Origin of the sequence: Streptomyces armeniacus (assembly GCF_003355155.1) — a bacterium.
GTDB lineage: Bacteria > Actinomycetota > Actinomycetes > Streptomycetales > Streptomycetaceae > Streptomyces > Streptomyces armeniacus.
On record NZ_CP031320.1, the window covers coordinates 5,428,864 to 5,453,007 of the forward strand.

Below are 24,144 nucleotides of genomic sequence, written 5' to 3' on the forward strand. Positions count from 1 at the left end.
CGCTGAGCCTCTGTCTGTGCCGCGACCACGTCCTTGCTCGCACCAGCGGTGTTCGCGACGGCGCAACCACCTTCCGCCACGGCGGCGGGAAGGGTTGCGCTGGCGCGTGGCTGGTCCGCGGCGGCGGGAAGAGGCGTTACGCGCGTGCGGAGAGCAGCAGGGCCGTGCGGGCCGTGGACGGGAGGGACGGGTCGAACGCGGGCGGCACCGGGCGGCCCCACTCCGCGGCCAGCTCCACCAGGCCGTACGGCCGCGCCGGCCACCCCTGCCGGGTCAGCCAGGCCGCCGCGTCGTCGGCCGTCTCGTTCCGCCACAGGGACGCCAGCAGCGTGAGGCCGCCTCCGTCCCCTCCCCCGCGCCCCGCGCTCTCCGCCAGCGCACGCTTCGTACGGTCCGACTCCAGCATCGGTCTGCTGACCTGTTCGACGCCCAGCCGGCTGCCCGGCGGTGATGTCCCCCACTCCAACCGCCTCGCACGCGGGCCGCCGGCCCCGGGCGGGCAGCCCCACCCGAACACCCCGGCGGTACGGCCCGCGAGGCCTGCGATCCTGGGCGCCATGCCCACGTTCGGGGATCTTGTCGCCGAAGGGGCGGCCGTGCCGACCGAGGGCTGGGACTTCTCCTGGTTCGAGGGCCGTGCCACCGAGGAGCGCCCCTCCTGGGGCTACGCCAAGCTGCTGGCCGCACGCATGGCGCGGGCCGAGGCCGGACTCGACGTCCAGACCGGCGGCGGCGAGGTGCTCGCCAACAGGGGGCGGGGTATCAACATATCTGGCGTTGACTTTTAGCACGCTGTTGAGTTCTCAAAGAACGGACGCTTCCATCGGACCCGTTTCACCGGGACCCTCCGGGCGCTTCCCTTCGTGGTTTTGCATTTCCGACGCTACCAGACGAAATCCCTGCTCTCCGCCACTCGTTCACATGCGGACATGTCGAACCCGGGCTCGAATACAGGGAGTTGGTTTCCTCGGATGCCGCCCTGCGCCGTCGGCGCTGGGCAGGAGTACGAGAGTACAGGCCGGGCTGGGGCGAGGCAAATTGGTTTTCTCCGCACGCTCCGTGCCGGTCCGGGCCTTCTGCCGTACTGCCTGCGCTGCGTCGCAGGTCCGCCAGCCCGTGCGGAATCAGCTCTTCCTATGACTTACGCTTCTGAGCGGTGCGCCGTCCCGGACAGACAGAGACGGTGGCTGATCGAACTCCGCCCCTGGGAGGCCTCCCATGACCACCGTGACGTCCCCGCTCGCCGGACGCGCCATCGGACTCGCCGCCGTCCCCGATCCGGTTTTCTCCGGCGCGATGGTCGGCCCGGGAACCGCCGTCGACCCCGTACGGGAGCCCACCGAGGCTGTCGCGCCGGTCGAGGGCATCGTGGTGTCGCTGCATCCGCACGCGTTCGTCGTGGTCGACGCGGAGGGCCACGGCGTGCTCACCCACCTCGGCATCGACACGGTGCAGCTCAACGGCGACGGCTTCGAGCTGCTCGCCGCGAAGGGCGACACCGTGAAGCGCGGCGACCCCGTGGTCCGCTGGAACCCGGCCGCGGTGGAGGAGGCTGGCAAGTCCCCCATTTCTCCGGTCGTCGCCCTGGAGGCAACCGCCGACGCCCTCGCGGACGTCGCCGAGGACGGTGACACCGCGCCCGGCGAGACGCTTTTCAGCTGGACGTGACCCCGCGCCCCGTCGCGGGGCAATGACAGCAGCAACCGCGGCGGCCGTACCGTCGCACCAGAACCGGAGACGGGTGAGATGGACGCAACGCTTCGAGGCGTAGGTGTGAGCCACGGGGTGGCGATCGGCGAGGCACGGCACATGGGCACCGCGGTGCTGGAGCCGCCGGCCAAGCAGATCGCGGCCGAGGACGCCGCGCACGAACAGACCCGTGCCCGCCGGGCCGTGGAGGCCGTCGCGGCGGACCTGATCGCCCGTGGCCAACTGGCCGGTGGCGAGGCGCAGGCCGTGCTCGAGGCTCAGGCGATGATGGCGCAGGATCCGGAGCTGCTGGCGGACGTGGAGCGCCGGATCACGGTGGGCAGTACGGCGGAGCGCGCTGTGTACGACGCGTTCGCCGCCTATCGCGCGCTGCTCGCCGGGGCGGGCGAGTACCTCGCGGGCCGCGTCGCGGACCTGGACGACGTGCGGAACCGTATCGTCGCCCGGCTGCTGGGCGTGCCGATGCCGGGTGTGCCGGACAGCGACGAGCCGTATGTGCTGATCGCCCGTGACCTGGCGCCGGCGGACACGGCGCTGCTCGACCCCTCGCTCGTCCTCGGCTTTGTCACCGAGGAGGGCGGCCCGACCAGCCACAGCGCCATCCTGGCGCGTGCCCTGGGCGTGCCCGCAGTCGTGGCGCTGCCCGGCGCGTGCGAGCTGTCCGAGGGCACGGTCGTCGCCGTGGACGGCAGCACCGGCGATGTCGTGGTGAACCCCGGCCCCGAGGAGCGGTCCGCGCTGGCGCAGACCGCGGCCGAGCGGAAGGCCGCGCTCAGCACGGCCACCGGGCCCGGTGCGACGTCGGACGGGCACAAGGTGCCGCTGCTGGCGAACATCGGCGGTCCCTCCGACGTGGCCGCCGCGCTCGAGGCGGGTGCCGAGGGCGTGGGGCTGTTCCGTACGGAGTTCCTGTTCCTGGACGACAGCGCGAAGGCGCCGTCGGAGGACAAGCAGGTGGCCGCCTACCGGCAGGTGCTGGAGGCGTTCCCCGAAGGGCGGGTCGTCGTACGCGTCCTGGACGCGGGTGCGGACAAGCCGCTGGACTTCCTGACCCCCGCCGACGAGCCCAACCCGGCGCTCGGCGTGCGCGGACTGCGGACGCTGCTGGACCATCCCGAGGTGCTGCACACGCAGCTCTCCGCGCTGGCGAAGGCGGCCGAGGGCCTGCCCGTGTACCTCGAGGTGATGGCTCCGATGGTGGCCGACCGGCAGGACGCCCGTGCGTTCGCGGACGCGTGCCGGGCGGCGGGGCTGCGGGCAAAGTTCGGCGCGATGGTCGAGATTCCGTCGGCGGCGCTGCGGGCCCGCTCGGTGCTGCAGGAGGTGGAGTTCCTCTCCCTGGGCACCAACGACCTCGCGCAGTACACCTTCGCGGCCGACCGGCAGGTGGGCGCGGTCTCCCGGCTCCAGGACCCGTGGCAGCCCGCGCTGCTCGACCTGGTGGCGCTGTCGGCGGAGGGAGCGAAGGCAGAGGGCAAGAGCTGCGGCGTATGCGGTGAGGCGGCGGCCGATCCGCTGCTGGCCTGCGTGCTGACCGGGCTCGGCGTGACGAGCCTGTCGATGGGCTCCGCCTCGCTCCCGTACGTGCGCGCCACCCTGGCGAAGCACACGCTGGCCCAGTGCGAGCGCGCGGCAGCGGCAGCCCGCGCGGCGGACAGCGCCGAGGACGCGCGGGCCGCCGCGCAGGCGGTGCTCTCCGGGGAGTGAGCCGGACGGCCGCGGGGTGAGCGCCGTCATCGGGGCTCACCGCCGCGGCGCGGCAGTGCGTACCCCGCTGCGTAGCTGACGCCGGGCTCGGGTGGCACGGGCTCGCCCGTGTCGGCGTCCGTGCAGTACGCGGCGAAGACCTCGGCCTCGGTGAGGGGCCGGAGCCAGCCGTCCCGCAGGCACCAGCCACGGACGGTCTCGGGGCCCGGTGGTTCGGACGGCGGCGCCGGCTCGCTGCGGAGCTCGCTGCGGAGGACGACGCCTCCCGGGCTGCCGGTCGCCAGCCCGGCGGCCAGCACCCCGCACAGGAGCAGCGCCTCCGAGTCGGCCATGCGCAGCCTGCCGTCGTGGACCCGTTCGACGCGGAGCGCCGCGCAGAGCGGGGCGGCGGTGCCGGGTGGGTGGACGCTGCAGACCACGTGGTGGGTGCCGGACCCGGCGGCCTCCAGCAGCCGGGTCAGCGCCTCGGCGGCGCGGTCGAACGCGGCCTGGCCGGGCGCCGGCGGGCCGCTGTCGTACGTGCCGCCGCCTGCGTCCGCGAGCAGCGCCGTGACCTCCTCCCAGGTGCGCCGGCTGGCGTGGGCGTCGAGGAGCAGCGGCACCAGCTCGTCGATGCGCTGCCCCTCGTACGGCACCGTGACGCCGGCCGCGGCGACCTCCGCGGCATAGCGTGTGCGGCTCGCCGCGGAGTCCGGGTCGAGCCGCTCCTCCTCGCAGAACAGCGCGTACTCCCCCGTGTCGAAGAACGCGACGCGCGCGTGCACGCCCTGGCTCGCGAGCGCGCGCAGGAGCACTTCCGTCTGGCGCAGATACGCGTCGTGGTCGCGGAAGGCGAACGTCCGGTATCCCGTCATGGCCGCGAAGTCCGTGCGGGCGGCCAGCACCGCCACGATGCTGGGTGCCTCACGGCGCAGGGAACGGAACGGGTGCCTCCTGCGGCTCCTGGTGTGTGCCATGACTCCCCCTCGTTACGTACGGCTACGATGCTCACTCACCGTAGTCGGGGGGTCTGACAATCGGCCTCCGGCCGGTTCGGTCCCCGCCCTCAGGCGGCTCCGCCGGGGGTCAGTCCGGCGTAGAAGCGGAGGAGCTCCACGTTGTCCACGGAGCCCGGGTTGACGGCCTTCTCCAGCTCCGTTCCCTGAAGGAGGCGCTTGACCGGAACCTCCAGCCGCTTGCCCGTGAGGGTGTGCGGCACGCCCGGGACCTCGATCACCTCGTCCGGTACGTGGCGGGGTGAGAGGGACTGCCGGATGGTGGTCTTGATACGGGCGAGGAGGTCGTCGTCGAGGGCGGCGCCGGGGGCGAGGTGGACGAAGAGGGGCATCCAGTAGCCGCCGTCGTCCTGTTCGACGCCGACGACGAGCGACTCGCGGATCTCGGGGAGGCGTTCGACGGCCTCGTAGATGTCGGCGGAGCCCATGCGGACGCCCTGGCGGTTCAGCGTGGAGTCCGAACGCCCGTGGATGATCACGGTGTTCCTGCCGGTCAGGGTGGTCCAGTCGCCGTGCCGCCAGACGCCCGGGTACATGTCGAAGTAGCTCTCGCGGTAGCGCGTGCCGTCGGGGTCGTTCCAGAAGCGGATGGGCATGGACGGCATCGGGTTGACGACGACGAGCTCGCCGACCTCGTCGGTGAGCGGCTTGCCCGCCGGGTCCCAGGCCTGGAGGTCGGTGCCCAGGCAGGGGGCCTGGAGTTCGCCGGTGTAGACGGGGAGCGTGGGCACGGCGCCGGCGAAGCAGGAGCACACGTCGGTGCCGCCGCTGACGGAGGCGATCCACAGGTCGTCCGCCACGGCGTCGTGCAGCCAGCGGAAGCCGTCAGGGGGCAGCGGCGAGCCGGTGGTGGCGACGCACTTGAGGCGGGAGAGGTCGAAGTCGCGGCCGGGGTGGACCTCGGCCTTGCGGCAGGCCATGACGTACGCGGCGGAGGTGCCGTAGACGGTCGCGCCGGTGCGTTCGGCGACGCGCCACTGGGCGGCGGTGTCCGGGTAGCCGGGACTGCCGTCGTACAGGACGACGGTGCTGCCGGCGAGCAGGCCGGAGACGAGGAAGTTCCACATCATCCAGCCGGTGGAGGTGTACCAGAAGAACCGGTCCTCGGGCCCGATGTCGCAGTGCAGGCCGATCTGCTTGAGGTGCTCGACCAGGATCCCGCCCTGGGACTGGACGATGGCCTTGGGCAGGCCGGTGGTGCCCGACGAGTAGAGCACCCAGAGCGGATGGTCGAACGGGACCGGCTCGAACTCCGGTTCCGTGTCCGCCGCGATCAGGTCGTCCCACTCCAGCGCGCCGCCGGGCGCCGGGCTGCCGAGCAGCGGTACGTGCACGACGGCGCGCAGACTGGGGAGTTCACGGCAGAGTTCGGCGACGGTGGCGGTACGGTCGTGCTCCTTGCCGCCGTAGCGGTAACCGTCGACGGTGAACAGGACGGTGGGCTCGACCTGCTGGAAGCGGTCGAGGACGCTGCGGGCGCCGAAGTCGGGCGCGCACGAGGTCCACACGCCGCCGACGGCCGCGGTGGCGAGGAACGCGACGACGGCCTGCGGGATGTTGGGCAGGTAGCCGCTGACGCGGTCGCCGGGGCGTACACCGAGCCTGCGCAGTTCGGCGGCGAGGGAGCCGACCCGGCGGCGCAGCTCGGCCCAGCCGACGGGTTCCGGTTCGTGCCGCTCGTCCACGTGCAGCAGGGCGGGCTCGGCGGCGCGGGCGGGGTCCTCGGCGGCGCGAAGGGCGTGCTCGGCGTAGTTCAGGGTGGCGCCGGGGAACCACCGGGCGCCGGGCATGGCGCTGTCGGCGAGCACCGTCTCGTACGGGGTCGTGAAGCGCACGTCGAACCACTCGGTGACGGCCTGCCAGAACGCGGGCAGCTCCCGTACGGACCACGCGTGCAGCGCCGCGTACGAGGCCGCCGGGTCGCCCGGGACCGGTGCGGGCGCGCCGTGCCGTTCCGCCGCCCAGGTCTGGAACCGGGTGATGCGCGCGCTGTCCGCCCGTTCGGGGGCGGGCTGCCAGAGGGGCCGCGGGACGTCGGACCCGGCGGAGTGGGCGGAGGGCGGCGTACTGTGCGCTGCGGTCATGACGGCTCCCGGCTGTTACGCGTCGTGTGCGTCGGCTCCGCGCACGAGCTGGGGTGTGCGCGTGCCACGGCGGTACTGCAGGACGATGCCACGTGATCGTTCCGGACACCAGTGGCGACGTCACACACTCCGGGCGCACGGGGCTGTGGGCCGCTCACGCCCGCCCGGAGGCGTACGGGCCGGGTGTGCTGGGTGTTCCCGGCAGCACAGCGCGGCGCGCGGTGTGGGCGCGGGCCGCCGGAGCGACTCGTTCCACGTACCTCCGCACGATCTGTTTCCGGCCAGGAGGGCCGAACCGGAACGTGCCCCGCCCGCTCTTTGCAGGATTTGCCACCGGCAAGCGAACAACCCGGCGCCAATGCGGCGATCCAGCGAGACCTGGGTGAACGCCAGTTGAACGATGCTCCACCCGTTCGCCGCCGGTGGCAGGCTGAGCAGCATGGATGCGCGGGGCCTGGTGCGGTCGGTCAGAGTGGTGGGCACGGCTCAGGGCGTGCGCGCCATACGGTCCGCCTGGCGCCGCAGCCGTACCGACGCCGACGGCCTCCCCCGCCCGCGCCCCGAGCGCGCCCGCGTCCCCGGCGCCGCGCGCGGCGCCGAGCCGCGCCCAGGTGGCGGCGTGATCCACTTCGCGCGGTCCTCGCTGCGGGTACGGGTCGCGGTGGGCGGCGCCGTGTTCTGCGGCTGGGACGGTGCCGGTCCCGAACCGTCGTACGCGCTGGCCGGTTCCTGTCCCGAGCCCGATCCGCGCGCCGGGCTGGAGCCGGACAAGGACGGCGGCTGGCGCGTCGTGTCCGAGCGCGTGATGGTGACCGTCTCCCGGCTCGGCTCCGTGGAACTGCGCACTCCGGGCGGCGCGGTGCTGCGCCGCGACCTGCCGCCGTGCTGGTGGGGTCCGGAGGACGGGTCGTCGGTCACGCGGTGGGTGCAGCGCTCCCAAGTGGCGCCCGACGCGCGGTTCTTCGGGCTCGGCGGCCGCTCGGTGGGTCCCCGGCTGCGGGACGGCGCGTACCGCCTCTGGAACACCGACCCGGGCGCGTTCGAGCCGGGCCAGGACCCGCTGTACATCACCATGCCGGTGCAGCTCGTGGTGGCGGACGCGGGCAGCCATCTGGTGTTCCACGACAACACGTGGGACGGCCGGGTGACGCTGCACGAGGGCGGCGAGGGCGCCGGTTCGGGCCACGACCGGCCGGGCCGCTGCGAGCTGCGGATGAGCGGCGGGCCGCTGCGGTACTGGGTGGTGGCCGGCGCGCCCGCGCGCATCCTGCGCGGCTGGACGGCGCTGACCGGCGCGCCCGCGCTGCCGCCGCACTGGGCGCTCGGGCACCAGCACGCGCGCTGGGGATTCGGCACGGAACGGGAGGTGCGCCGGATCGCCGCGGGCTATCAGGAGCGCGGCCTGCCGCTGCGCGCCCTGCACCTGGACATCGACCACCACGAGGGCCACCGCGTCTTCACCGTCGACCGGCACCGCTTCCCCGACCTGCCGCGGCTCGCGGCCGAACTCCGCGCGCGCGGCACGCGCCTGGTGTCGATCGTCGACCCGGCGGTGAAGGCCGAGCCGGGCAACGCGGTGTACGACAGCGGGTCCGCCGCGGACGCCTTCGTACGGGACGGGCGCGGGCGCGAGGTACGCGGCGTGGTGTGGCCGGGTCCGGCGGTGTTCCCCGACTTCACCGACCCGAAGGTGCGCAAGTGGTGGGGCGGGCTGTACGCGGAACGGCTCGCCCAGGGCTTCTCCGGCGTGTGGCACGACATGAACGAGCCCACGTCGTTCGCCGCGTTCGGCGAGCCGACCCTGCCGCGCTCGGCGCGGCACGCGCTGGAGGGCCGCGGCGGCGACCACCGCGAGGCGCACAACGTGTACGGGCTGGCGATGGCCAGGGCCGGCTACCAGGGGCTGCTCGAACTCCGGCCCGCCCGGCGGCCGTTCCTCTTCTCCCGCTCCGGCTGGGCCGGCATGCAGCGCTACGGCGGCACCTGGTCCGGCGACGTGGCGACCGGCTGGCCGGGGCTGCGCGCCTCGCTGTCGCTGGTGCTCGGGCTGGGGCTGTGCGGCGTGCCGTACTCGGGCCCGGACATCGGAGGGTTCACCGGGACGCCGTCGCCGGAGCTGTACCTGCGCTGGTTCCAGCTCGGCGCGTACCTCCCGCTGTTCCGCACGCACGCCTCGAAGCGGGCCGGGCGGCGCGAGCCGTGGGAGTTCGGTCAGGAGGTGCTGGAGAGCGCGCGGGAGGCGCTGGCGCGCCGGGAGCAGCTGCTGCCGTACTTCGTCACGCTGGCCCATCTCGCGCACCGTACGGGCGCGCCGTACGTGCGCCCGCTGTGGTGGCAGCACTCGCGGGACCGGGCGTTGCGCGACTGCGACGACGCGTTCCTGCTGGGCGACGCGCTGCTGGTGGCGCCGGTGCTGGAGAAGGGCGCGCGGCGGCGGACCGTACGGCTGCCGCGCGGCCGCTGGTACGACACGGCGACGGGGCAGGCGTACGAGGGGCCCGCGCGCGCGGAGCTCGACGCGCCGCTCGGCCGCATCCCGGTGCTGGCGCGGGCGGGCGCGGCGATACCGGTGGTCGGCGCGGACGGCGGCATCGAACTGGAGGTGTGGACCCCGGCCCCGGGACGCAGCGGCACCGGCCTGCTGATCACGGACGCCGGGGACGGCTGGGACGCGCCGGAGGTCGTACGGCTGACGGTGCAGACCGGGGAGGACGGCGGGCCGGTGGTGACGCGGGACGACGGGGGCCCGGCCGGCTACCCGCTGCGGGTGCGCGGCTGAGCACCGTACGGTGCCGCTTGTCGTACGGCTTCCCTTTGTCGTACGGCGTTCCCTCTTCCGCGCGGGTGTGCCGCTGCGGTAGTCAAAGGGGATGTCGCGATCAGTCTCCTCCCCAGGCCGTTCCCCCATCCGCGCGCTGCGCCGCCGCCTCTCGCCGCTGCGCCCGTCCGTACGCCGCCGTCCGGCGCGCCGCCTCGTCCTCGCCGCAGTCGCCGCAGCCCTCCTCGGCACGCTGACTCCGGCGCCCGCCGCGGCCGACGGGGCGCGCGGCGGTGAGCCGAGGGCGCCGGAGGAGTTCGTCGCGCTGCGCGACGTGGCGCCGACGATCCTCCAGGACATCCGCTACTTCACGCGGCACGACTTCGTGGGCGAGCGCATCGACGGCTACCGCAGCCCGATGTGCATCCTCACCGAGGACGCCGCCCGCGCGCTGCGCACCGCGCAGCGGCAGTTCCTGCGGCAGGGCTACACCCTGAAGGTCTACGACTGCTTCCGCCCGCAGCGCGCCGTCGACCACTTCGTGCGCTGGGCGAAGGACCTGGACGACGAGCGGATGAAGGACGAGTTCTATCCGCGCGTGGACAAGTCCCGGCTGTTCGAGGACGGTTACATCGCCGAGCAGTCCGGCCACAGCCGCGGCAGCACGGTGGACCTGACGCTGGTACGGCTCCCGGCGCTGCCCACCCGCCCGTACGTGCCCGGCGAGCCGCTCGTGCCGTGCTATGCGCCGCGGGAGGAGCGCTTCCCCGACAACTCCGTCGACATGGGCACCGGTTACGACTGCTTCGACACGCTCTCGCACACGCTCGACCCGCGGGTGCAGGGTGAGCAGCGGGCCAACCGGCTGCTGCTGAAGCGCGGGCTGGAGGCGGCGGGCTTCGAGAACTACGCCCACGAGTGGTGGCACTTCACCTTCCAGCCGGAGACGTTCCCGGACACGTACTTCGACTTCCCGGTCTCCCGCCGGTCCCTCGGCGGCCACTGAGCCTGCCGGACTCCCCGTACAGAGTCGGCGGCGCCGGAACCACCCCCGTGGGTCCCGGCGCCGCCGTCATCTGTAGTGGACGCCCTTCCCCGGGCGGCGGTTCAAGATCCGGCGGCCCGTGACCCGCATGGGAAGGTGGTGACGTGCTCGTGACAGTCGGCACACGCCCGGCGCCGGCGGGCACCGCCCCGTACCGCGGTCGCACTGCCCGGAACTGCTCATGAACAGTGTGTGAACCACCCCTGCGGGCCCGGCAGTTGACGCCATCATGCTGCCGTGCCCTCCTGGTCGGACTCCTTGCGCTTCGCCTTCCAGCCCGTCGTGAATCTGGCCACGGGTTCCGTGACCGCGCTGGAGATACTCGCCCGCCCGGAGACCGGCGACGTGCTGGCCGCCGCCCGGCGCGCACCGGACCTCGACGCCGAACTCGCCGCCCTCGCCCTGCGGTCGGCCGCACACCAGGAGACGCTGCTGCCGCTGCACGTCAACGTGTACGCGGGCACCCTCGCGCGGCTCGGCACGCTGACGGCGCTGCGCGCGGCCGTACGGGAGGCGGGCCGGCACCCGTGGGAGGTGACCGTCGACCTGAGCGCCCCCTTCGCACCCGCGCCCCCGCGGGCACTGCTGGACGGGGTGGCGGCGCTGCGGGCGGAGGGGTTCCGGATCAGCGCCGACGGAGTCGGCGACGGCGACCTCCCGCTGAACCTCCTCGTCGACCTCGCACCCGACCTGGTCAAGCTCGACGGCTCGCTGGCCGCCGCCCTCCCCGACCGCCCCGAGCGGTTCGCCGCCGCGGCCGCCCTGCGGCGGCTCTGCGACGGGATCGGCGCGCTCCTCGCGGTGGAGGGCGTGGAGACCGAACGGCAGTGCGCGGCCGCCCGCGAGGCGGGCGCGCAGCTCGCGCAGGGCCACCTGTTCGCGCCGCCCATGCGGCGGCCCGCGGCCGGTGTGCACTGCCCGGTGACGGCCGCGCCGGCGGTGGCGGCGCCGGAGCCGGCGGGCCCGCCGGTCACGCAGTTCCTGCGGCCCGCCGCACTGCTGCCGCTGTCCGCCTCGGCGGGCGAGGTGCGCGCGCTGCTCACCGGCGCCCCCGACGTGTCCGGTGTGGTGCTGGTCGACGCGGACGGGGCGCCCGTACGGTCCATCGACCGGGACCGCTTCCTGCTGCCGCTGTCCGGGCGCTACGGGCACGCCCTGTACGCCGACCGGCCGGCCGCCCGTCTGGCCGACACGCCGCGCACGGTCCGTACGGACGCGACCGCGTGGGAGGTGCTCGGCGTCGTCGCGGCCGACGAACGCAGCCGTACGGGCGACGACGTGGCGGCCGTGGACGGAGACGGCCGGTGCGTCGGCGTCGTCCGGCTCACCGACATCGTGCGGGCGCTCGCCGAGTCCCGCGTCGAGCAGGCCGCGTCCCTCAACCCGCTGACCCGGTTGCCGGGCTCGGACGCGGTCCGCACAGAGGTTGCCGAACGGATCGCGGAGGGCAGGGCGTTCACCCTGAGCTGGCTGGACGTGGACGGCTTCAAGCAGGTCAACGACGGCGCCGGGTTCGCGGCGGGCGACGAGCTGATTCGTTCCGTGGGGCGGACACTGGCCGGGGCCGCGGCCGCTGACGGCCAGTCGGCCACCCGTATCGGCCACATCGGCGGCGACGACTTCCTGATCCTCGCCGACGCGCGGTGCCTCGGCGACCTCGCCGCCGAGGTGCTGGACACGCCCTGGTCGGCGGGCGGCATGCGGGTGACGCTGTCGCTGGCGACCGTGGTGTGCGAGCCCGGCAGCGTCGCGGACCACCAGCAGGCCTCGGCCTGTCTGGCGCCGCTGAAGAAGGCGGCGAAGGCGCTGCGCGGCGCGAGCTGGGTGCTGGGGCGCCCGGGCCGCGACGGGCACGAAGTTCTGCGCGGCACGGCCGACGAGTCCGCCGTGTCCATGACCTTGACGGCCCCTCAGCAGCGATGAACACTGCGTCCACGCTCGTCGCGGAGGCCGGGCGGGGCGGAGGACACGCGGTTGGGCGGTCCTCCCTGCTGTCGGTTCCGTAGCCAGGCAAGCACATACCCTTCAGGGACGTCCGGGGCCGCCACCCCGGGCGAGGGCACAAGGAGCCGCTATGGAGCAATTCTCGAACGGGGACATCTTCGCCGGGGAAGTCATCGGTACGGCGATCCTGGTTCTCTTCGGCGCGGGAGTCTGCGCCGCCGTCAATCTGAGGCACTCGAAGGCGAAGGACGCCGGGTGGGTCGTCATCGCCTTCGGCTGGGGCTTCGGCGTGCTGGCCGGCGCGTACACCGCGACGCCGCTGTCCGGCGGCCACATCAACCCGGCGGTGACCGTCGGGCTCGCCACGGAGAGCGGCGAGTGGAGCAAGGTGCCGCTCTACATCCTGGCGCAGATGATCGGCGCGTTCATCGGCGCCGTACTGGCGTGGCTGGTCTACTACTCGCAGTTCGCCGCCAACGCCGACAAGGACCACGCGCAGCCGACGCTCGGGAACTTCTCCACCATCCCGGAGATCCGGAACCCGGCCGCGAACCTGGTCACCGAGGTCATCGCCACCACCGTGCTGGTCCTCCCGATCCTCGCCTTCGGCCTCACCACGGGCCTCGGCGAGTCGGGCACATCGGTGCTGATGGTGTCGCTCCTCGTCGTCGGCATCGGCCTGTCACTGGGCGGGCCCACCGGCTACGCCATCAACCCCGCCCGCGACCTGGGCCCGCGCCTCGCCCACGCGGTGATGCCGATCCCCAACAAGGGCACCTCGGACTGGAGCTACGCGTGGATCCCGGTGGCCGGCCCGCTCATAGGCGGACTGATCGGCGCCGGCATCTACAAACTCGCCTTCTGAGCAAGGGACGTAACCCATGACGGATTCGTACGTCGCGGCAATCGACCAGGGCACCACTTCCAGCCGTTGCATCATCTTCAACCAGGACGGCGCGATCGTCACCGTCGACCAGCGAGAGCACCGCCAGATCTTTCCCAAACCCGGCTGGGTCGAGCACGACGCCACCGAGATCTGGTCCAAGACGCAGGCCGTCGTCGCCGGAGCCATCGCCAAGGCGGGGCTGAACCCCGACCAGCTCACCGCCCTCGGCATCACCAACCAGCGCGAGACCACGGTCCTGTGGGAGCGGGCCACGGGCAAGCCCGTGCACAACGCGATCGTCTGGCAGGACACCCGTACGTCGGCGCTGTGCACGGAACTCGGCGGCGCCGACGGGCAGGACCGCTTCCGTGACCGTACGGGGCTGCCGCTCGCCAGCTACTTCTCCGGGCCGAAGGTGGCCTGGCTGCTGGACAACGTGCCGGGGCTGCGGCAGCGGGCCGAGGCGGGCGAGATCGCGTTCGGCACCATGGACTCCTGGCTGATCTGGAACCTGACCGGCGGCACCGACGGCGGCGTGCACGTCACCGACGTGACCAACGCGGGCCGCACCATGCTGATGAACCTGGAGACCCTCCAGTGGGACTCCTCGATCCTCTCGGCGATGAACGTGCCCGAGGCCGTCCTGCCGGAGATCAGGTCGTCCGCCGAGGTGTACGGCACGGCCGTCGGGCAGCTCGCCGGGGTGCCGGTGGCCTCGGCGCTCGGCGACCAGCAGGCGGCGGTGTTCGGGCAGACCTGCTACGGCGTCGGCGAGGCCAAGAACACGTACGGCACCGGCTCGTTCCTGCTGCTCAACACCGGCACGCGGCCGGTGCCGTCCAAGAACGGGCTGCTGACCACGATGGGCTACCAGCTCGGCGGCGAGCCGCCGGTCTACTGCCTGGAGGGCTCCATCGCGATCACCGGGGCGCTGGTGCAGTGGTTCCGCGACCAGCTGGGGATCATCTCCTCGGCGGACGAGATCGAGCCGCTGGCCGCGAGCGTCGAGGACAACGGCGGGGCGTACATCGTGCCGGCGTTCTCCGGCCTGTTCGCGCCGTACTGGCGCTCGGACGCCCGCGGCGTCGTCACCGGCCTCACCCGCTACGTCACCAAGGCCCATCTGGCGCGCGCCGTGCTGGAGGCGACGAGCTGGCAGACGCGTGAGGTGGTGGACGCGATGTACGAGGACTCGGGCGTACGCATCACCACCCTCAAGGTCGACGGCGGCATGACCGTCAACGACCTGCTGATGCAGCACCAGTCGGACGTTCTCGGCGTGCCGGTGATCCGGCCCGTGGTCGCCGAGACGACGTGTCTCGGCGCGGCGTACGCGGCGGGGCTGGCCACCGGCGTCTGGTCGGACACGGACGAGCTGAAGGCGCACTGGAAGCGCGACACGGAGTGGACCCCGCGCATGGGCACCGAGGAGCGGGAGCGGGAGTACCACAACTGGCACAAGGCGGTGGAGCGCAGCTTCGGCTGGGAGGAGGACGGCGCGAGCTGAGGTACGGGGCCCGCGGCCGTCCGCCTGTCCGTCTGTTCAGCCGTCCGGTCCGTGTCCGGACGGCTGTCGGTCAGGTGGCGGCCGCGGGCTGGCTCCGTTCTGCGGCCGTCCGCATGGCGTGCTCGACGACCATGACGAGCACGTCGCGGGCGGACGCGCGCTTCCGCGCGTCGCACAGCATCACCGGCACGTTCTCCCCGAGGTCGAGCGCCTGGCGCACGGTCTCCACGGGGTAGCGGTCGGCACCGTCGAAGCAGTTGACGCCGACGGTGAAGGGTATGCCGCGCCGCTCGAAGTAGTCGATCGCCGCGAAGCAGTCCTCCAGCCGCCGGGTGTCGGCGAGCACCACCGCGCCGAGCGCGCCCTGCGCCAGCTCGTCCCACAGGAACCAGAAGCGGTTCTGGCCGGGGGTGCCGAAGAGGTACAGCACCACCTTGTCGTTGATCGTGATGCGGCCGAAGTCCATCGCGACGGTGGTGGTGGTCTTGGCCTCCACACCGTTCGTGTCGTCGAAGGGCCGGCCCGCCTCCGTCAGCGTCTCCTCCGTCCGCAGCGGCCTGATCTCGCTGACGGATCCGACGAGCGTCGTCTTGCCGACGCCGAAGCCGCCGGCGACCAGCACCTTCAGGGTGACGGGCTCGTTCACGGCAGCGGCCGCGGCTTTCGCGCGGCTGCGCTCAGAGCGCCCGAAGACCATTGATCACCTCGCGCAGTATGTTCTCGTCCGGCAGCTCGGCCGGCGGAACGGGGCGGGTGACGCGGACCAGCTCCGCGTCGATGAGATCGCCGATGAGGACGCGTACGACGCCCACCGGCAGATCGAGTTCGGCGGCCAGTTCGGCGACCGACTGCGGGTTGCGGCGGCAGTGCGTGACGATGTCGACGTGCTCCGGAGCGAGCGTGTGGTCGTCGATGTCCTCGCCGGCGTCACCGCCGCCCGTGCCGTCGCCGGGGCTCTCCGCGATGACGAGCGCGATCAGGTCGAGCCGCGCCTCGTCGGCGCTGCTCCGGGTGCGGCCGCGCGTCATGGCGTACGGCCGCACCACCGGACCTGCCGCGTCGTCGAACCAGCGCTCCGTCATGGGAGATCCCCTGCCCGCTTCCTGTCAGCTTCCGCCGGGCGGGCCGGAGCGGGGTGCGGTGCCGAGATGTACGCCGACGCGCTTCACCAGCAGCGTCATCTCATAGGCGACCTGGCCGACATCGGACTCGGCGTCCGCGAGCACGGCCAGGCAGCTGCCGTCGCCGGCGGCCGTGACGAAGAGGAACGCCTCCTCCAGCTCCACCACGGTCTGCCGGACGCCGCCCGCCTCGAAGTGCCGGCCGACGCCCTTGGCCAGGCTGTGGAACCCGGAAGCCACCGCCGCGAGATGCTCGCCGTCCTCCCGGGTGAGTCCCCCGGAGGTGCCTCTGGGGAGCCCGTCGCCGGAGAGCACGAGCGCCTTGCGGATACTGCCCACCCGCTGGACGAGCTCGTCCAGCAGCCAGTTGAGTTCGTCCGCACCCCGCGTGTTGGCGTACGAGGCGGCCTTCGGACCGGTCATCGACCTTCCCCCTCTGGAGTTGTTCCTGCTGGTGGTTCTCCCGTGCCGTCCCGCGACGGGTCACCGTTGTCCTGCCGGCCGCGCTGCCAGCCGCGCTGCATCGACGCCATCCGGCTGCGTACCTCCTCGGCGTCACGTTCCTCCGGCGCCTGCGTACGCGCGTCCTGGCCCCCACCGTACGTGGCCTCCGACGGCTCCGCCCTGAGCTGCGGGGCGATGCTCGCCTGCCGTACGCGGCGCGGGAGTCCGCCGACGGTGGCGGGCGCGCCGGAGCCCGGGTCCGCGTCTGAACCCGAGTCCCTGCCGGGGCCCGTGTCCCTGTCCGCTGCCGTGCCGCCCTGTTCCGGCTCGTGCCGCGGCCCCTGCTGCCGCTGCCGGTCCTCGACCGGGCGGCCGTGGTCGGAGACCAGTACGGGCGCGCCCCTGCGGCGGCGCGGCAGCGGCGCCGTGCCGTCCGTCCCGGCGGCGCGGGACGTCTCCGCGGGCTCGCGCGCCTGCTGGTGCTGTTCGCCACCGGGCGCTGCCTCCGGGTCCGGTACGGGGCCCGGGCCGCTGTCGGAGTGGCGCCGCCCCTGCGGCTTCGTACGGCGCCGGAACAGGCCGCCGGGGCTGCTGTCCGTGTCCTCCAACTCCAGCTCCAGCGGCGCCTCGAGCTCGACCGGACCGTCCAGCGCCGCGGCCGGCGGCGTGCTGCCGCTCTCCAGCAGCGGCACCGGCACCTGGGCGAGCGCGGCGAAGCGGTCGTCCGTGCCGCCGTCGTCGGCGCGCGCCACGGCGCGCTCGTCGTCGCGGTCGGCGGTCTCGGTGAGCACCGAGCCGGGGATGAGCACCACCGCGGTGGTGCCGCCGTACGGGGAGGGCTGCAGCGAGACCCGTACGCCCTGCCGCTGGGCGAGCCGCGACACCACGAACAGCCCGAGCCGGTCGGTGTCGGACAGCTCGAACTCGGGTGTCTCGGCGAGCCGCAGGTTCGCGTCGAGCAGGGCGTCGGCGTTCATGCCCAGACCGCGGTCGTGGATCTCGAGGGTGAACCCGTTGGCGACGCGTTCGCCGAGGACCTGGACGGCGGTGTGCGGCGGCGAGAACACGGTGGCGTTCTCGAGGAGTTCGGCGATGAGGTGGGTGAGGTCGGCGACGGCGCTGCCGTCGACGGCGAGCTTCGACAGCCGCCGTACCTCGATCCGCTCGTAGTCCTCGACCTCGGCCACCGCGGCCCGTACGACATCCATCAGCTGCACCGGCTTGCGCCACTGCCGGGACGGCGCGGCGCCGGAGAGGATGACCAGGCCCTCGGCGTGCCGCCGCATGCGCGTGGTGAGGTGGTCGAGCCGGAAGAGGTCCGCGAGCTCGTCGGCGTCCTCCGTACGGCGCTCCATCGTGTCGAGCAGGGTGAGCTGGCGGTGCAGCAGCACCTGGTTGCGGCGGGCGAGGTTGACGAAGACCTCGGAAACGCCGCGGCGCATGTCGGCCTGTTTGACGGCGGCTTCGACGGCGGCGCGCTGGAGGGTGTTGAGGGCCTGGCCGACCTGGCCGGTCTCGTCCTGCGGGTACTCCAGGCGCGGTGCCTCGGTCTCGACGTCGACCTGTTCGCCGGCGGCGAGCCGGCGCATCACGCTGGGCAGCCGTACGCCCGCGGACTCGTTGGCCTCCTTGCGCAGCGTGCTCAGGTCGCGTACGAGCCCGCGGCCGACGCGGAACGAGATGACGATGGAGGCCAGCACGGCCAGGAAGCCGAGGACGCCGGCGGCTCCGGCGCGCAGGAGCACGTTGGTGGTCTCGGGCTCGATCCGGTCGTGGAATCGTTCGTGCGCGTCGAAGTGGAGGCGCTGCATGTCGTCGAGGACGGCGGTGGTGGCCTCCTCCCAGCGGTCCGCGCCGACGACGCCGGCGGCGCCGCGCGCGCCGGCGGCGATGATGGCGTCCTCGTAGCTGGCGAGGGTGCGGCCGTCGGTGCCGCTCCAGTAGTCCTCGAAGCCCTCGCGGTCCTCGTTGGGCAGCTGCTGCACGCTGGCGATGTACGCGAGGTTCCGTTCGGCGATCCGGTCGGAGAACGCGCGCCGGTCGCCGCTGGTCATCTCGCCCGCGGCCAGTGCCGCCGCCATCAGCGCATCCTCGCGGGACAGATACTCGCGGGCGCGGGTGAAGCCGGTCAGCGCGCGGCTCTGCTTCTCGAGCCCGGCCTGCTCCAGTCCGTTCATCGAGTCGAGGAACAGGAAGCAGGGGTCGATGAGTTCGTTGTACGCCTGGAACGCGCCGCCGCGGCTGAGCGTGCTGTTCTCGGCCTTGTCGCGCAGGTCCTGCAGCCCGTCGAGGCCCTCCAGCATGTTGTCGAGCTGGGCGCGCGGCTCCTCCTCCAGATCCCCCCTGAGCCCCTCGTCGACCTGTTCGCGTACCGTGTCGACAGCCCGGTCGGTGGACCGCTGCTGGCTGTGGAGCCGGGTGAGGGCATCGGAACGGCGGGGGTCGGCGAGGTGGATCAGGATCTGGCGGCGTTCGCGCTGGATCGCGTGGGTGACGTCGTGGACGGGGTCGTCGACCCGCTCCATGGCCTCCGTGGCGGAGATCAGGTCTGCTGCCTCGCGGCTGGTGAGGTAGGTCGCGAAGGCCCAGATGGACACGAGGGACACGAGCGGCACCAGCAGCAGCGCCACGATCTTCCGGCGGATCGGCTTACCGCGAAAGCGCATGGCCTCCCCTACGTCAACCCCTCCGCTCGGAGGCGTGTTTCAACAGCAAACGGCGCGAGCCTACTACTGCGCCACCGCCAACTCGTAGACGTGTCCCCACGTTCAATCGATCGTCCAGGGTGCCTCATCCTGAGTTGTCCGTCGATGCCCTGAGGCGGTATCGGTAAATGTGGCGCAGGACACGTGACCGGAGGGGTTTGCATGCCCGGCGACGTGAAGGGGGAGTGGAGAAAACATGTACGCGAAGCCCCGGTTGCCGGATCCGGTGCGGGCCGCGGCGGTGCGTGCGGTGATCATCATCGCGCTGACGCTGGTGCAGCTCACGGTGGCGCTGCTGTGCTCCTACGCGGGCGTGTGGCTGGCCTTCCCGATGGTGCTGGCCACCGTGGCCAGCACCGTCGTGGCCACGTGGAGCGTGCTGGACGTGTGGGTGACCCGGCAGGTGTGGATCCAGCGGCACGGCGTGATCTCGGAACCGAGCAGCGTCGCCCGGCGCAGACGGGCGGCCGAGCGGCAGAGACGCAAGGCGGCCGTGAGGTCCGGCCGTTCGGCTAGTCGGGACGGCGGTACATCCGCGTCGCGGTGATCTCGCCGTGCACGGGCTCGCCCTCCGCCGGCTCGCCGTCCGCCGGTTCGCGCGGCAGACCGGGCCGCAGATGCTCCTCCACGCTGATGTACTTCAGCCCGGCGCGGAGGTCCGCGTCGTTGCGCAGCCGGATCACGAGTGGGAATTCGGCCAGTGCCGTGGTGTCGAAAAGTCCCGTTGTGTAGAGCAGTTGCACCCCGAGCGCGTCGGCGACCGCGCGCTGGAGCTCCAGTAGATACGTGGCGTTGGCCCGGCCGATGGGGTTGTCGAGGAACAGCGTGCCCGCGTGCCGGTGCCGGTCACGGCCGCGGTCGTTGCTCCGCAGGGCGGCCATGGTGCAGTACAGCGCGATGGCGGCGGTGAGCAGCTGGCCGCCGGAGAACACGTCTCCCATCTGGCCGACCGGCACCCGCTCCGCCCGCAGCACCGCGTCCGGCTTGAGGATCTCCACGGACACGCCGCGCGGCTGGAGCGCCGCGTGGACGCCGCGCAGCAGCAGGGACATGCCGTCGCGGCGGAGGTCGGAGTTCTTGCGGACGGCGGCGCGCGTCGCCTCGTCGATGACCTCGCCCAGCCGCTCGGTCAGCGTGGCCTGGTCCGGGTCGTCGAAGCGGACGCGGAGGAACTCCTGCCCCGACCACTCCCCCAGCCCCTCCGGCAGTCGGGACAGCCGCTGCGCCGAACGCAGCGTCGCCACGGACGACTCGACGAGCCCGCGCAGCCGGTCGACGATGCTGTCGCGGTTCCGCTCCAGCTGCTCCAGCTCGTCGGACAGGACGCGCAGCCGGGGCGCGAACGCCGCCGCCCACTCCGCGGCGTGCTCGGGCAGTGCGGCCGCGGGCAGTTCGCGGATCTGCTGCCGGGCGGGCGTGCGGACCTGTTCGTACCGCGTCGAGTTGGCGTGCCGTACGAGCACGTCGCTGGCGTCCCGTACGGCCTGCTCGGCGGCGGAAAGGTCGGCCGCGCAGCCGCGCAGGGAGCGGCGGGCCTCGGCGGCGGACTGCCGCGCCTCGGGCAGGGTGCCCGGATACGGCTCGGGCTCCTCCGCCGTCTCCTCCGCGCCGCCCTGCGGTTCGCGCAGCAGGTCGCGGAGCATGGCGGCGGTCTCGTCGAAGCCGCTCGCCGCGTCCTCGGCGGCGCGGTGGGTGTGCTGGAGCTCGTCGAGCGCGGCGGTGGCCGCGGCCAGTTCGTCGCCGCGGGCGGCGAGCTCGGCGTTGGCGGTGCGCAGCAGCGTCTGGGCCTGCTCGGCGTCGGCGGGCACGAGGTCCGGGGGCAGCTCGGTGTGGGCGCCGCCGCCGTCGGGTGCGAGCCGTTCGGCCTCGCCGCGCAGCCGGCCGAGCTGCTCGCTGGCGTCGGAGGCGCGCGACTCCAGGAGCTGGACGAGGGACTCGGCGCGGGCCGCCGCCGCCTGCCGGGACGGGCCGTCGGCGCCCTCGGGGCCCTCCAGCAGCTGGGCGGCGCGGGTGCGGACCTTGTTGGTGAGCCGGTCGAGGGTGGCCAGCGCGGCGCTCTCGTCGCTCTCGGCGCGGGCCTGTTCGGCGCGCAGGTCGGTGCCGACGCCGACCTTCTCGTACAGCTGTGACGCCGAGCGGTACGCCTCGCGCAGCGCGGGCAGCGACGCGCCGGCCTGCGGGCCGCCGCCGTCGGGCTGCTGCTCCGCGCCGTCCGGCACGCCCGCGATCTCGGCGCGCTCGGCGCGCAGCGCGCGTGCGGTGCGGCGGGCGTCGTCGGCGGCGCGCTGGGCGGCGCGGCGGTCCTCGTCGGCGGCGCGGGCCCGTTCGAGGCAGGCGGCGGCGCGCGCCTCGGGCTCGGCGGCGGCGTCGGCCAGCTCCCGCAGCCGCACCTGCCACTTGGCGCGCTCCCGCAGCCGGAACGCCAGCCCGGCCAGCGCGTCGGCGCTGCGCCGGGCGCGCTGCGCCCGCTCCTGGTGCTCCTCGCGTGCCCGCGCGCACTCGGCCGCGGACTCGTCGGCCTCCGCGCGCGCCGTACGGGCCTCGGTGAGGCGGTGTTCGGCAGCCTCGGCGGCCGTGCCGGCCGACGCGGCGGCCTCGGCCAGCTCCGCCAGCCGTCCCTGGGGGCAGCCGGTGCGCCAGGAGGCGAGCCGCGCGGACAGGGCGCGGTCGGCGGACAGCCGGGCGGCGAGCGTACGGATCTCCTCGTCCCGCGCGACGGCGCGCTCCCGCAGCTGGTGGCGCTCGTCGTCGGCGGCGCGCTCGTCGTGCATCGCCGGGTTCGGCGGCACGAGGAACACCCCGCTGTCACGCTCCTCCGGCGACGGTGTCGGCGCGAGCAGCGCGGCGGCCGTGCCGACGGCGACGGCGGAGCGGGGCAGCAGCGCGGCGGCGGCGAGCACCTCGCGGGCGCGGGTGTGGCTGTCGGGGTCGGTGATGACGACGCCGTCGACGAGTTCGGGCCTGGTGGCCAGCACGGCGGCGTGGTCGACGGGGTCGACGGCCTGGGCGAGATAGCGCCAGCCGGGCAGCGCGGGGATGCCGTGCTCTCCGAGGTAGTCGACGGTGGCCAGCACGTCGGGGCCGGGCGGCAGCAGCCCGCCGTCGCCGAGGGCGCCGAGCACGCGGGAGTCCTCGGCGGCGTCCGTACGCAGCGCGAACAGCTGCCGTTCGGTGGCGGAAACGGACTCGTCGAGGAGGTCTCGGAGCGACTCGGCGTTCCGGTCCAGCTCCTCGGCGGTGAACGCGCCCTCCGCGCCGAGCAGTTCGGCCAGCCGCTGCTCGGCGCCCAGTGCCTGCGCGGCGGCGTGCTCGGCGCCGTACGCGCTGCGCGCCGCGTCGGCCGCGTCCGCGGCGCGGGCGGCGCCGAGCTCGGCGCGGGCGTGCTCGGCCGCCGCCTCCTGGGCGCGGTCCGCGGCTCGCGCGGCGGCTTCGCGCGCCGCCTCGGCGGCGGCCACGGCCTGGTTCTCCGCGTCGCTGGCGGCGAGCGCCGCGCGGGCCGGATCGGCGTCCGGGGCGGTGTCGTCGAGCCAGCCGGCGCGTACGGCCTCCGCCGTCTCCCGCTCGACCTCGGCCAGCCGCTGCCGCAGATGGTCGCCCTCGCTGCGGGCGCGCTGCGCCTCGGTGGCGGCGGCCGTGGCGTCGCGGTGCGCCGCCTCGCCCTCGGCCTGGAGCCGCGCCGAACGCTCCTCCTGCTCCGCCGCGATGCGCTCGCCGTCCTCGGCGGCGTGGTGCAGCGCGCGTACGAGCTCGGCGGCGGCCTTGCCGCGTGCGGCGAGCGCGGGTGCGGCGTCCCGTTCGGCCTCGCGGATGGCGGCGGCGACACGCTCGGCGCGGTCGGCGGCGGCGCGGTGCTGCAGCACGGTCTCGGCGGCCTGCCAGGCGGAGTGCAGCGTACGGGCGTCGATCAGCTCCCGGCGCTGCGCCGCGGCGGACTTCTCGGCGGCGGCGAGGGCCAGGGAGGCGTGCCGGTAGGCGAGTTCGGCGGCGGTGCGGCCGGCCTGCGCGCGGGCGGACTCGGCGTCCGTGACCGCCTGACCGGCCGTGGCCAGCCGCTCGGCGAGCTCGGCGGCACGGTCCCGCTCGCCACTGGCGCGGGCGGACAGCCGGCGGGCGAGGGTGCGGGTGCGGCGCTCGGCGCCGGCGTGGATGTCTCGGGCGCGGGAGCGCTCCTCGGCGGCCTCGGCGATGCGGGTGAGGAGGTCGAGCGAGCCCGCGGTGAAGTCCCGTTCGGCGGTGAGCTCGGCGCGGCGGCCGAGCTTGTGCGCGAAGCCGTGCAGCAGGTCGGCGAGGCCGTCGGTGTCGCGGGTGTCGGTGACGGCGCGGAGCAGGAGGTCGGTGAAGTCGGAGTCGTTCTTGACCGCGAAGAGCCCGGCGGCCTCGCCCTCGTCGGCGTTCATCTCGCGCTGGTAGCGGAAGAGTTCGGGGTCGAGGCCGAGACCGGTCAGGTGCTCGTTCCAGCGCTCGTGGACCTCCTCCCAGACGACGTCCAGGTTGGGGTACGCCTTGCCGGTCTCGGTGAGGACGTCGCGGAAGCCCTTCATGGTGCGCCTGCGGCCGCGCGCGGCGGAGGCGCCCTCGGCTGCGGGCCGCATCGCCGCGGACTCGGCGACCGGCAGCGAGTCCAGGCTCATGCCGGGGCCCGGCCGGAACGCGTACCACGCCTCCGCGAACTTCCGCGGGTCGCCGGACACCTGGCGACCGCGCCACTCGCTGACCTTGCCGACCACGACCGTCTCGCCGGTACGGGTGTGCTGCCACTCCAGGGCGACGTGCCCGCAGTCGTCCGCGAGCAGGAACTTGCGCAGCACGCCGGAGCTGGCGCCGCCGAGCGTGTTCCGGTGGCCCGGCAGCATCACCGAGAAGATCAGCTTGAGCAGGACGGACTTGCCGCCGCCGTTCTCCAGGAAGAGCACGCCCGCGGGGGCGGGGCGGCGCGGCGGGCCGGTCGGCTCGTCCTCGAAGAAGTCCGCCTGCGCGGGTGCCGGACTGGGCACCGGCTCGCCGACTCCGCGCAGGTCCAGCACGGTGTCGGCGTAGCGCGCACCGGCGGGCCCGATGGAGTAGAGGCGGATACGGGACAGCTCGTACATGGCGGCGGACTCTCGTAGGCGTGCGGTCGGTGTGGACGTCGGTGTCGGTGCGGGGGTCGGTGTCGGTGCGGGGGTCGGTGTCGGTGTTTCGGGACCGGCCCGGCTGCCGGCGGTCGGGTGCCGGGGCGCCGGGCCGGAACGGCCGTAC

The 24,144-nt window shown here is 73.9% G+C and carries 16 protein-coding genes and 1 pseudogene; 9 read left to right on the forward strand and 8 right to left on the reverse strand.

The annotated features are described in order from the left end of the window. Nucleotides 1-136: 136 nt before the first annotated feature. On the reverse strand, nucleotides 137-559 hold the full coding sequence (locus DVA86_RS23710; protein ID WP_208881253.1) for a class I SAM-dependent methyltransferase: 423 nt from the start codon (nucleotides 557-559) through the stop codon (nucleotides 137-139). Between DVA86_RS23710 and DVA86_RS23715 the strand changes: the two are divergent. From DVA86_RS23715 to ptsP, 3 genes and pseudogenes are all read left to right on the forward strand, one after another. Then, nucleotides 558-746, forward strand: a pseudogene (locus tag DVA86_RS23715) (SAM-dependent methyltransferase); the annotation flags it as partial. The gene DVA86_RS23710 and the pseudogene DVA86_RS23715 sit on opposite strands and share 2 nt — an antisense overlap. Before the next feature lie 472 nt (nucleotides 747-1,218). Then, nucleotides 1,219-1,668 (forward strand): PTS sugar transporter subunit IIA, encoded by a 450-nt coding sequence (locus DVA86_RS23720; RefSeq protein WP_208881254.1) that lies wholly within the window; start codon nucleotides 1,219-1,221, stop codon nucleotides 1,666-1,668. Between the two features lie 78 nt (nucleotides 1,669-1,746). Beyond that, on the forward strand, nucleotides 1,747-3,417 hold the full coding sequence (ptsP, locus tag DVA86_RS23725; RefSeq protein ID WP_208881256.1) for a phosphoenolpyruvate--protein phosphotransferase: 1,671 nt from the start codon (nucleotides 1,747-1,749) through the stop codon (nucleotides 3,415-3,417). 26 nt (nucleotides 3,418-3,443) lie between these two features. Here the strand turns inward: ptsP and DVA86_RS23730 are convergent, their stop codons facing one another. Together DVA86_RS23730 and DVA86_RS23735 are read right to left on the reverse strand one after the other, a co-directional pair. After that, on the reverse strand, nucleotides 3,444-4,373 hold the full coding sequence (locus tag DVA86_RS23730) for a hypothetical protein (protein ID WP_208881258.1): 930 nt from the start codon (nucleotides 4,371-4,373) through the stop codon (nucleotides 3,444-3,446). 89 nt (nucleotides 4,374-4,462) lie between these two features. After that, entirely contained in the window at nucleotides 4,463-6,496 is a 2,034-nt protein-coding gene (locus tag DVA86_RS23735; protein WP_208881260.1) for an acetoacetate--CoA ligase, read from the reverse strand. Between the two features lie 439 nt (nucleotides 6,497-6,935). Here DVA86_RS23735 and DVA86_RS23740 point away from each other — a divergent pair, with 439 nt between their 5' ends. The 5 genes from DVA86_RS23740 to glpK all read left to right on the forward strand — a co-directional run bounded on the left by DVA86_RS23740 (nucleotide 6,936) and on the right by glpK (nucleotide 14,636). Next, nucleotides 6,936-9,275 (forward strand): glycoside hydrolase family 31 protein, encoded by a 2,340-nt coding sequence (locus tag DVA86_RS23740; protein WP_208881262.1) that lies wholly within the window; start codon nucleotides 6,936-6,938, stop codon nucleotides 9,273-9,275. A gap of 91 nt (nucleotides 9,276-9,366) precedes the next feature. Then, nucleotides 9,367-10,260: a M15 family metallopeptidase gene (locus DVA86_RS23745; protein WP_208881263.1), complete on the forward strand. Its 894-nt coding sequence runs from the start codon at nucleotides 9,367-9,369 to the stop codon at nucleotides 10,258-10,260. A 276-nt stretch (nucleotides 10,261-10,536) separates the two neighbouring features. Beyond that, entirely contained in the window at nucleotides 10,537-12,222 is a 1,686-nt protein-coding gene (locus tag DVA86_RS23750) for a GGDEF domain-containing protein (RefSeq protein ID WP_208881265.1), read from the forward strand. Between the two features lie 151 nt (nucleotides 12,223-12,373). After that, nucleotides 12,374-13,108, forward strand: a complete 735-nt coding sequence (locus DVA86_RS23755; RefSeq protein ID WP_208881267.1) for an MIP/aquaporin family protein — start codon at nucleotides 12,374-12,376, stop codon at nucleotides 13,106-13,108. A 16-nt stretch (nucleotides 13,109-13,124) separates the two neighbouring features. Beyond that, nucleotides 13,125-14,636: a glycerol kinase GlpK gene (glpK, locus tag DVA86_RS23760; RefSeq protein WP_208881269.1), complete on the forward strand. Its 1,512-nt coding sequence runs from the start codon at nucleotides 13,125-13,127 to the stop codon at nucleotides 14,634-14,636. Between the two features lie 70 nt (nucleotides 14,637-14,706). On the opposite strand, the gene DVA86_RS23765 is transcribed toward glpK, so the two are convergent. The 4 genes from DVA86_RS23765 to DVA86_RS23780 are packed head-to-tail and all read right to left on the reverse strand — an operon-like array spanning nucleotide 14,707 to nucleotide 18,867. Next, nucleotides 14,707-15,333, reverse strand: coding sequence for a GTP-binding protein (locus tag DVA86_RS23765; RefSeq protein WP_208881271.1), 627 nt, complete (start codon nucleotides 15,331-15,333; stop codon nucleotides 14,707-14,709). Then, nucleotides 15,314-15,718: a DUF742 domain-containing protein gene (locus DVA86_RS23770; RefSeq protein WP_208881273.1), complete on the reverse strand. Its 405-nt coding sequence runs from the start codon at nucleotides 15,716-15,718 to the stop codon at nucleotides 15,314-15,316. Before DVA86_RS23770 ends, DVA86_RS23765 begins: the two co-directional genes overlap by 20 nt. 24 nt (nucleotides 15,719-15,742) lie before the next feature. Continuing rightward, complete coding sequence (locus tag DVA86_RS23775; protein WP_208881275.1) at nucleotides 15,743-16,180, reverse strand: roadblock/LC7 domain-containing protein; 438 nt, start codon at nucleotides 16,178-16,180, stop codon at nucleotides 15,743-15,745. Next, on the reverse strand, nucleotides 16,177-18,867 hold the full coding sequence (locus DVA86_RS23780) for a nitrate- and nitrite sensing domain-containing protein (protein WP_208881277.1): 2,691 nt from the start codon (nucleotides 18,865-18,867) through the stop codon (nucleotides 16,177-16,179). The genes DVA86_RS23775 and DVA86_RS23780 overlap by 4 nt, the downstream gene beginning before the upstream one ends. 235 nt (nucleotides 18,868-19,102) lie before the next feature. On the opposite strand from DVA86_RS23780, the gene DVA86_RS23785 reads away from it, so the two are divergent. Continuing rightward, a complete protein-coding gene (locus DVA86_RS23785; RefSeq protein ID WP_208881278.1) occupies nucleotides 19,103-19,453 on the forward strand; it encodes a hypothetical protein in 351 nt (116 codons plus the stop codon). On the opposite strand, the gene DVA86_RS23790 is transcribed toward DVA86_RS23785, so the two are convergent. After that, on the reverse strand, nucleotides 19,419-23,996 hold the full coding sequence (locus tag DVA86_RS23790; RefSeq protein WP_208881280.1) for a coiled-coil domain-containing protein: 4,578 nt from the start codon (nucleotides 23,994-23,996) through the stop codon (nucleotides 19,419-19,421). The genes DVA86_RS23785 and DVA86_RS23790 overlap by 35 nt on opposite strands. Between the last annotated feature and the right edge of the window lie 148 nt (nucleotides 23,997-24,144).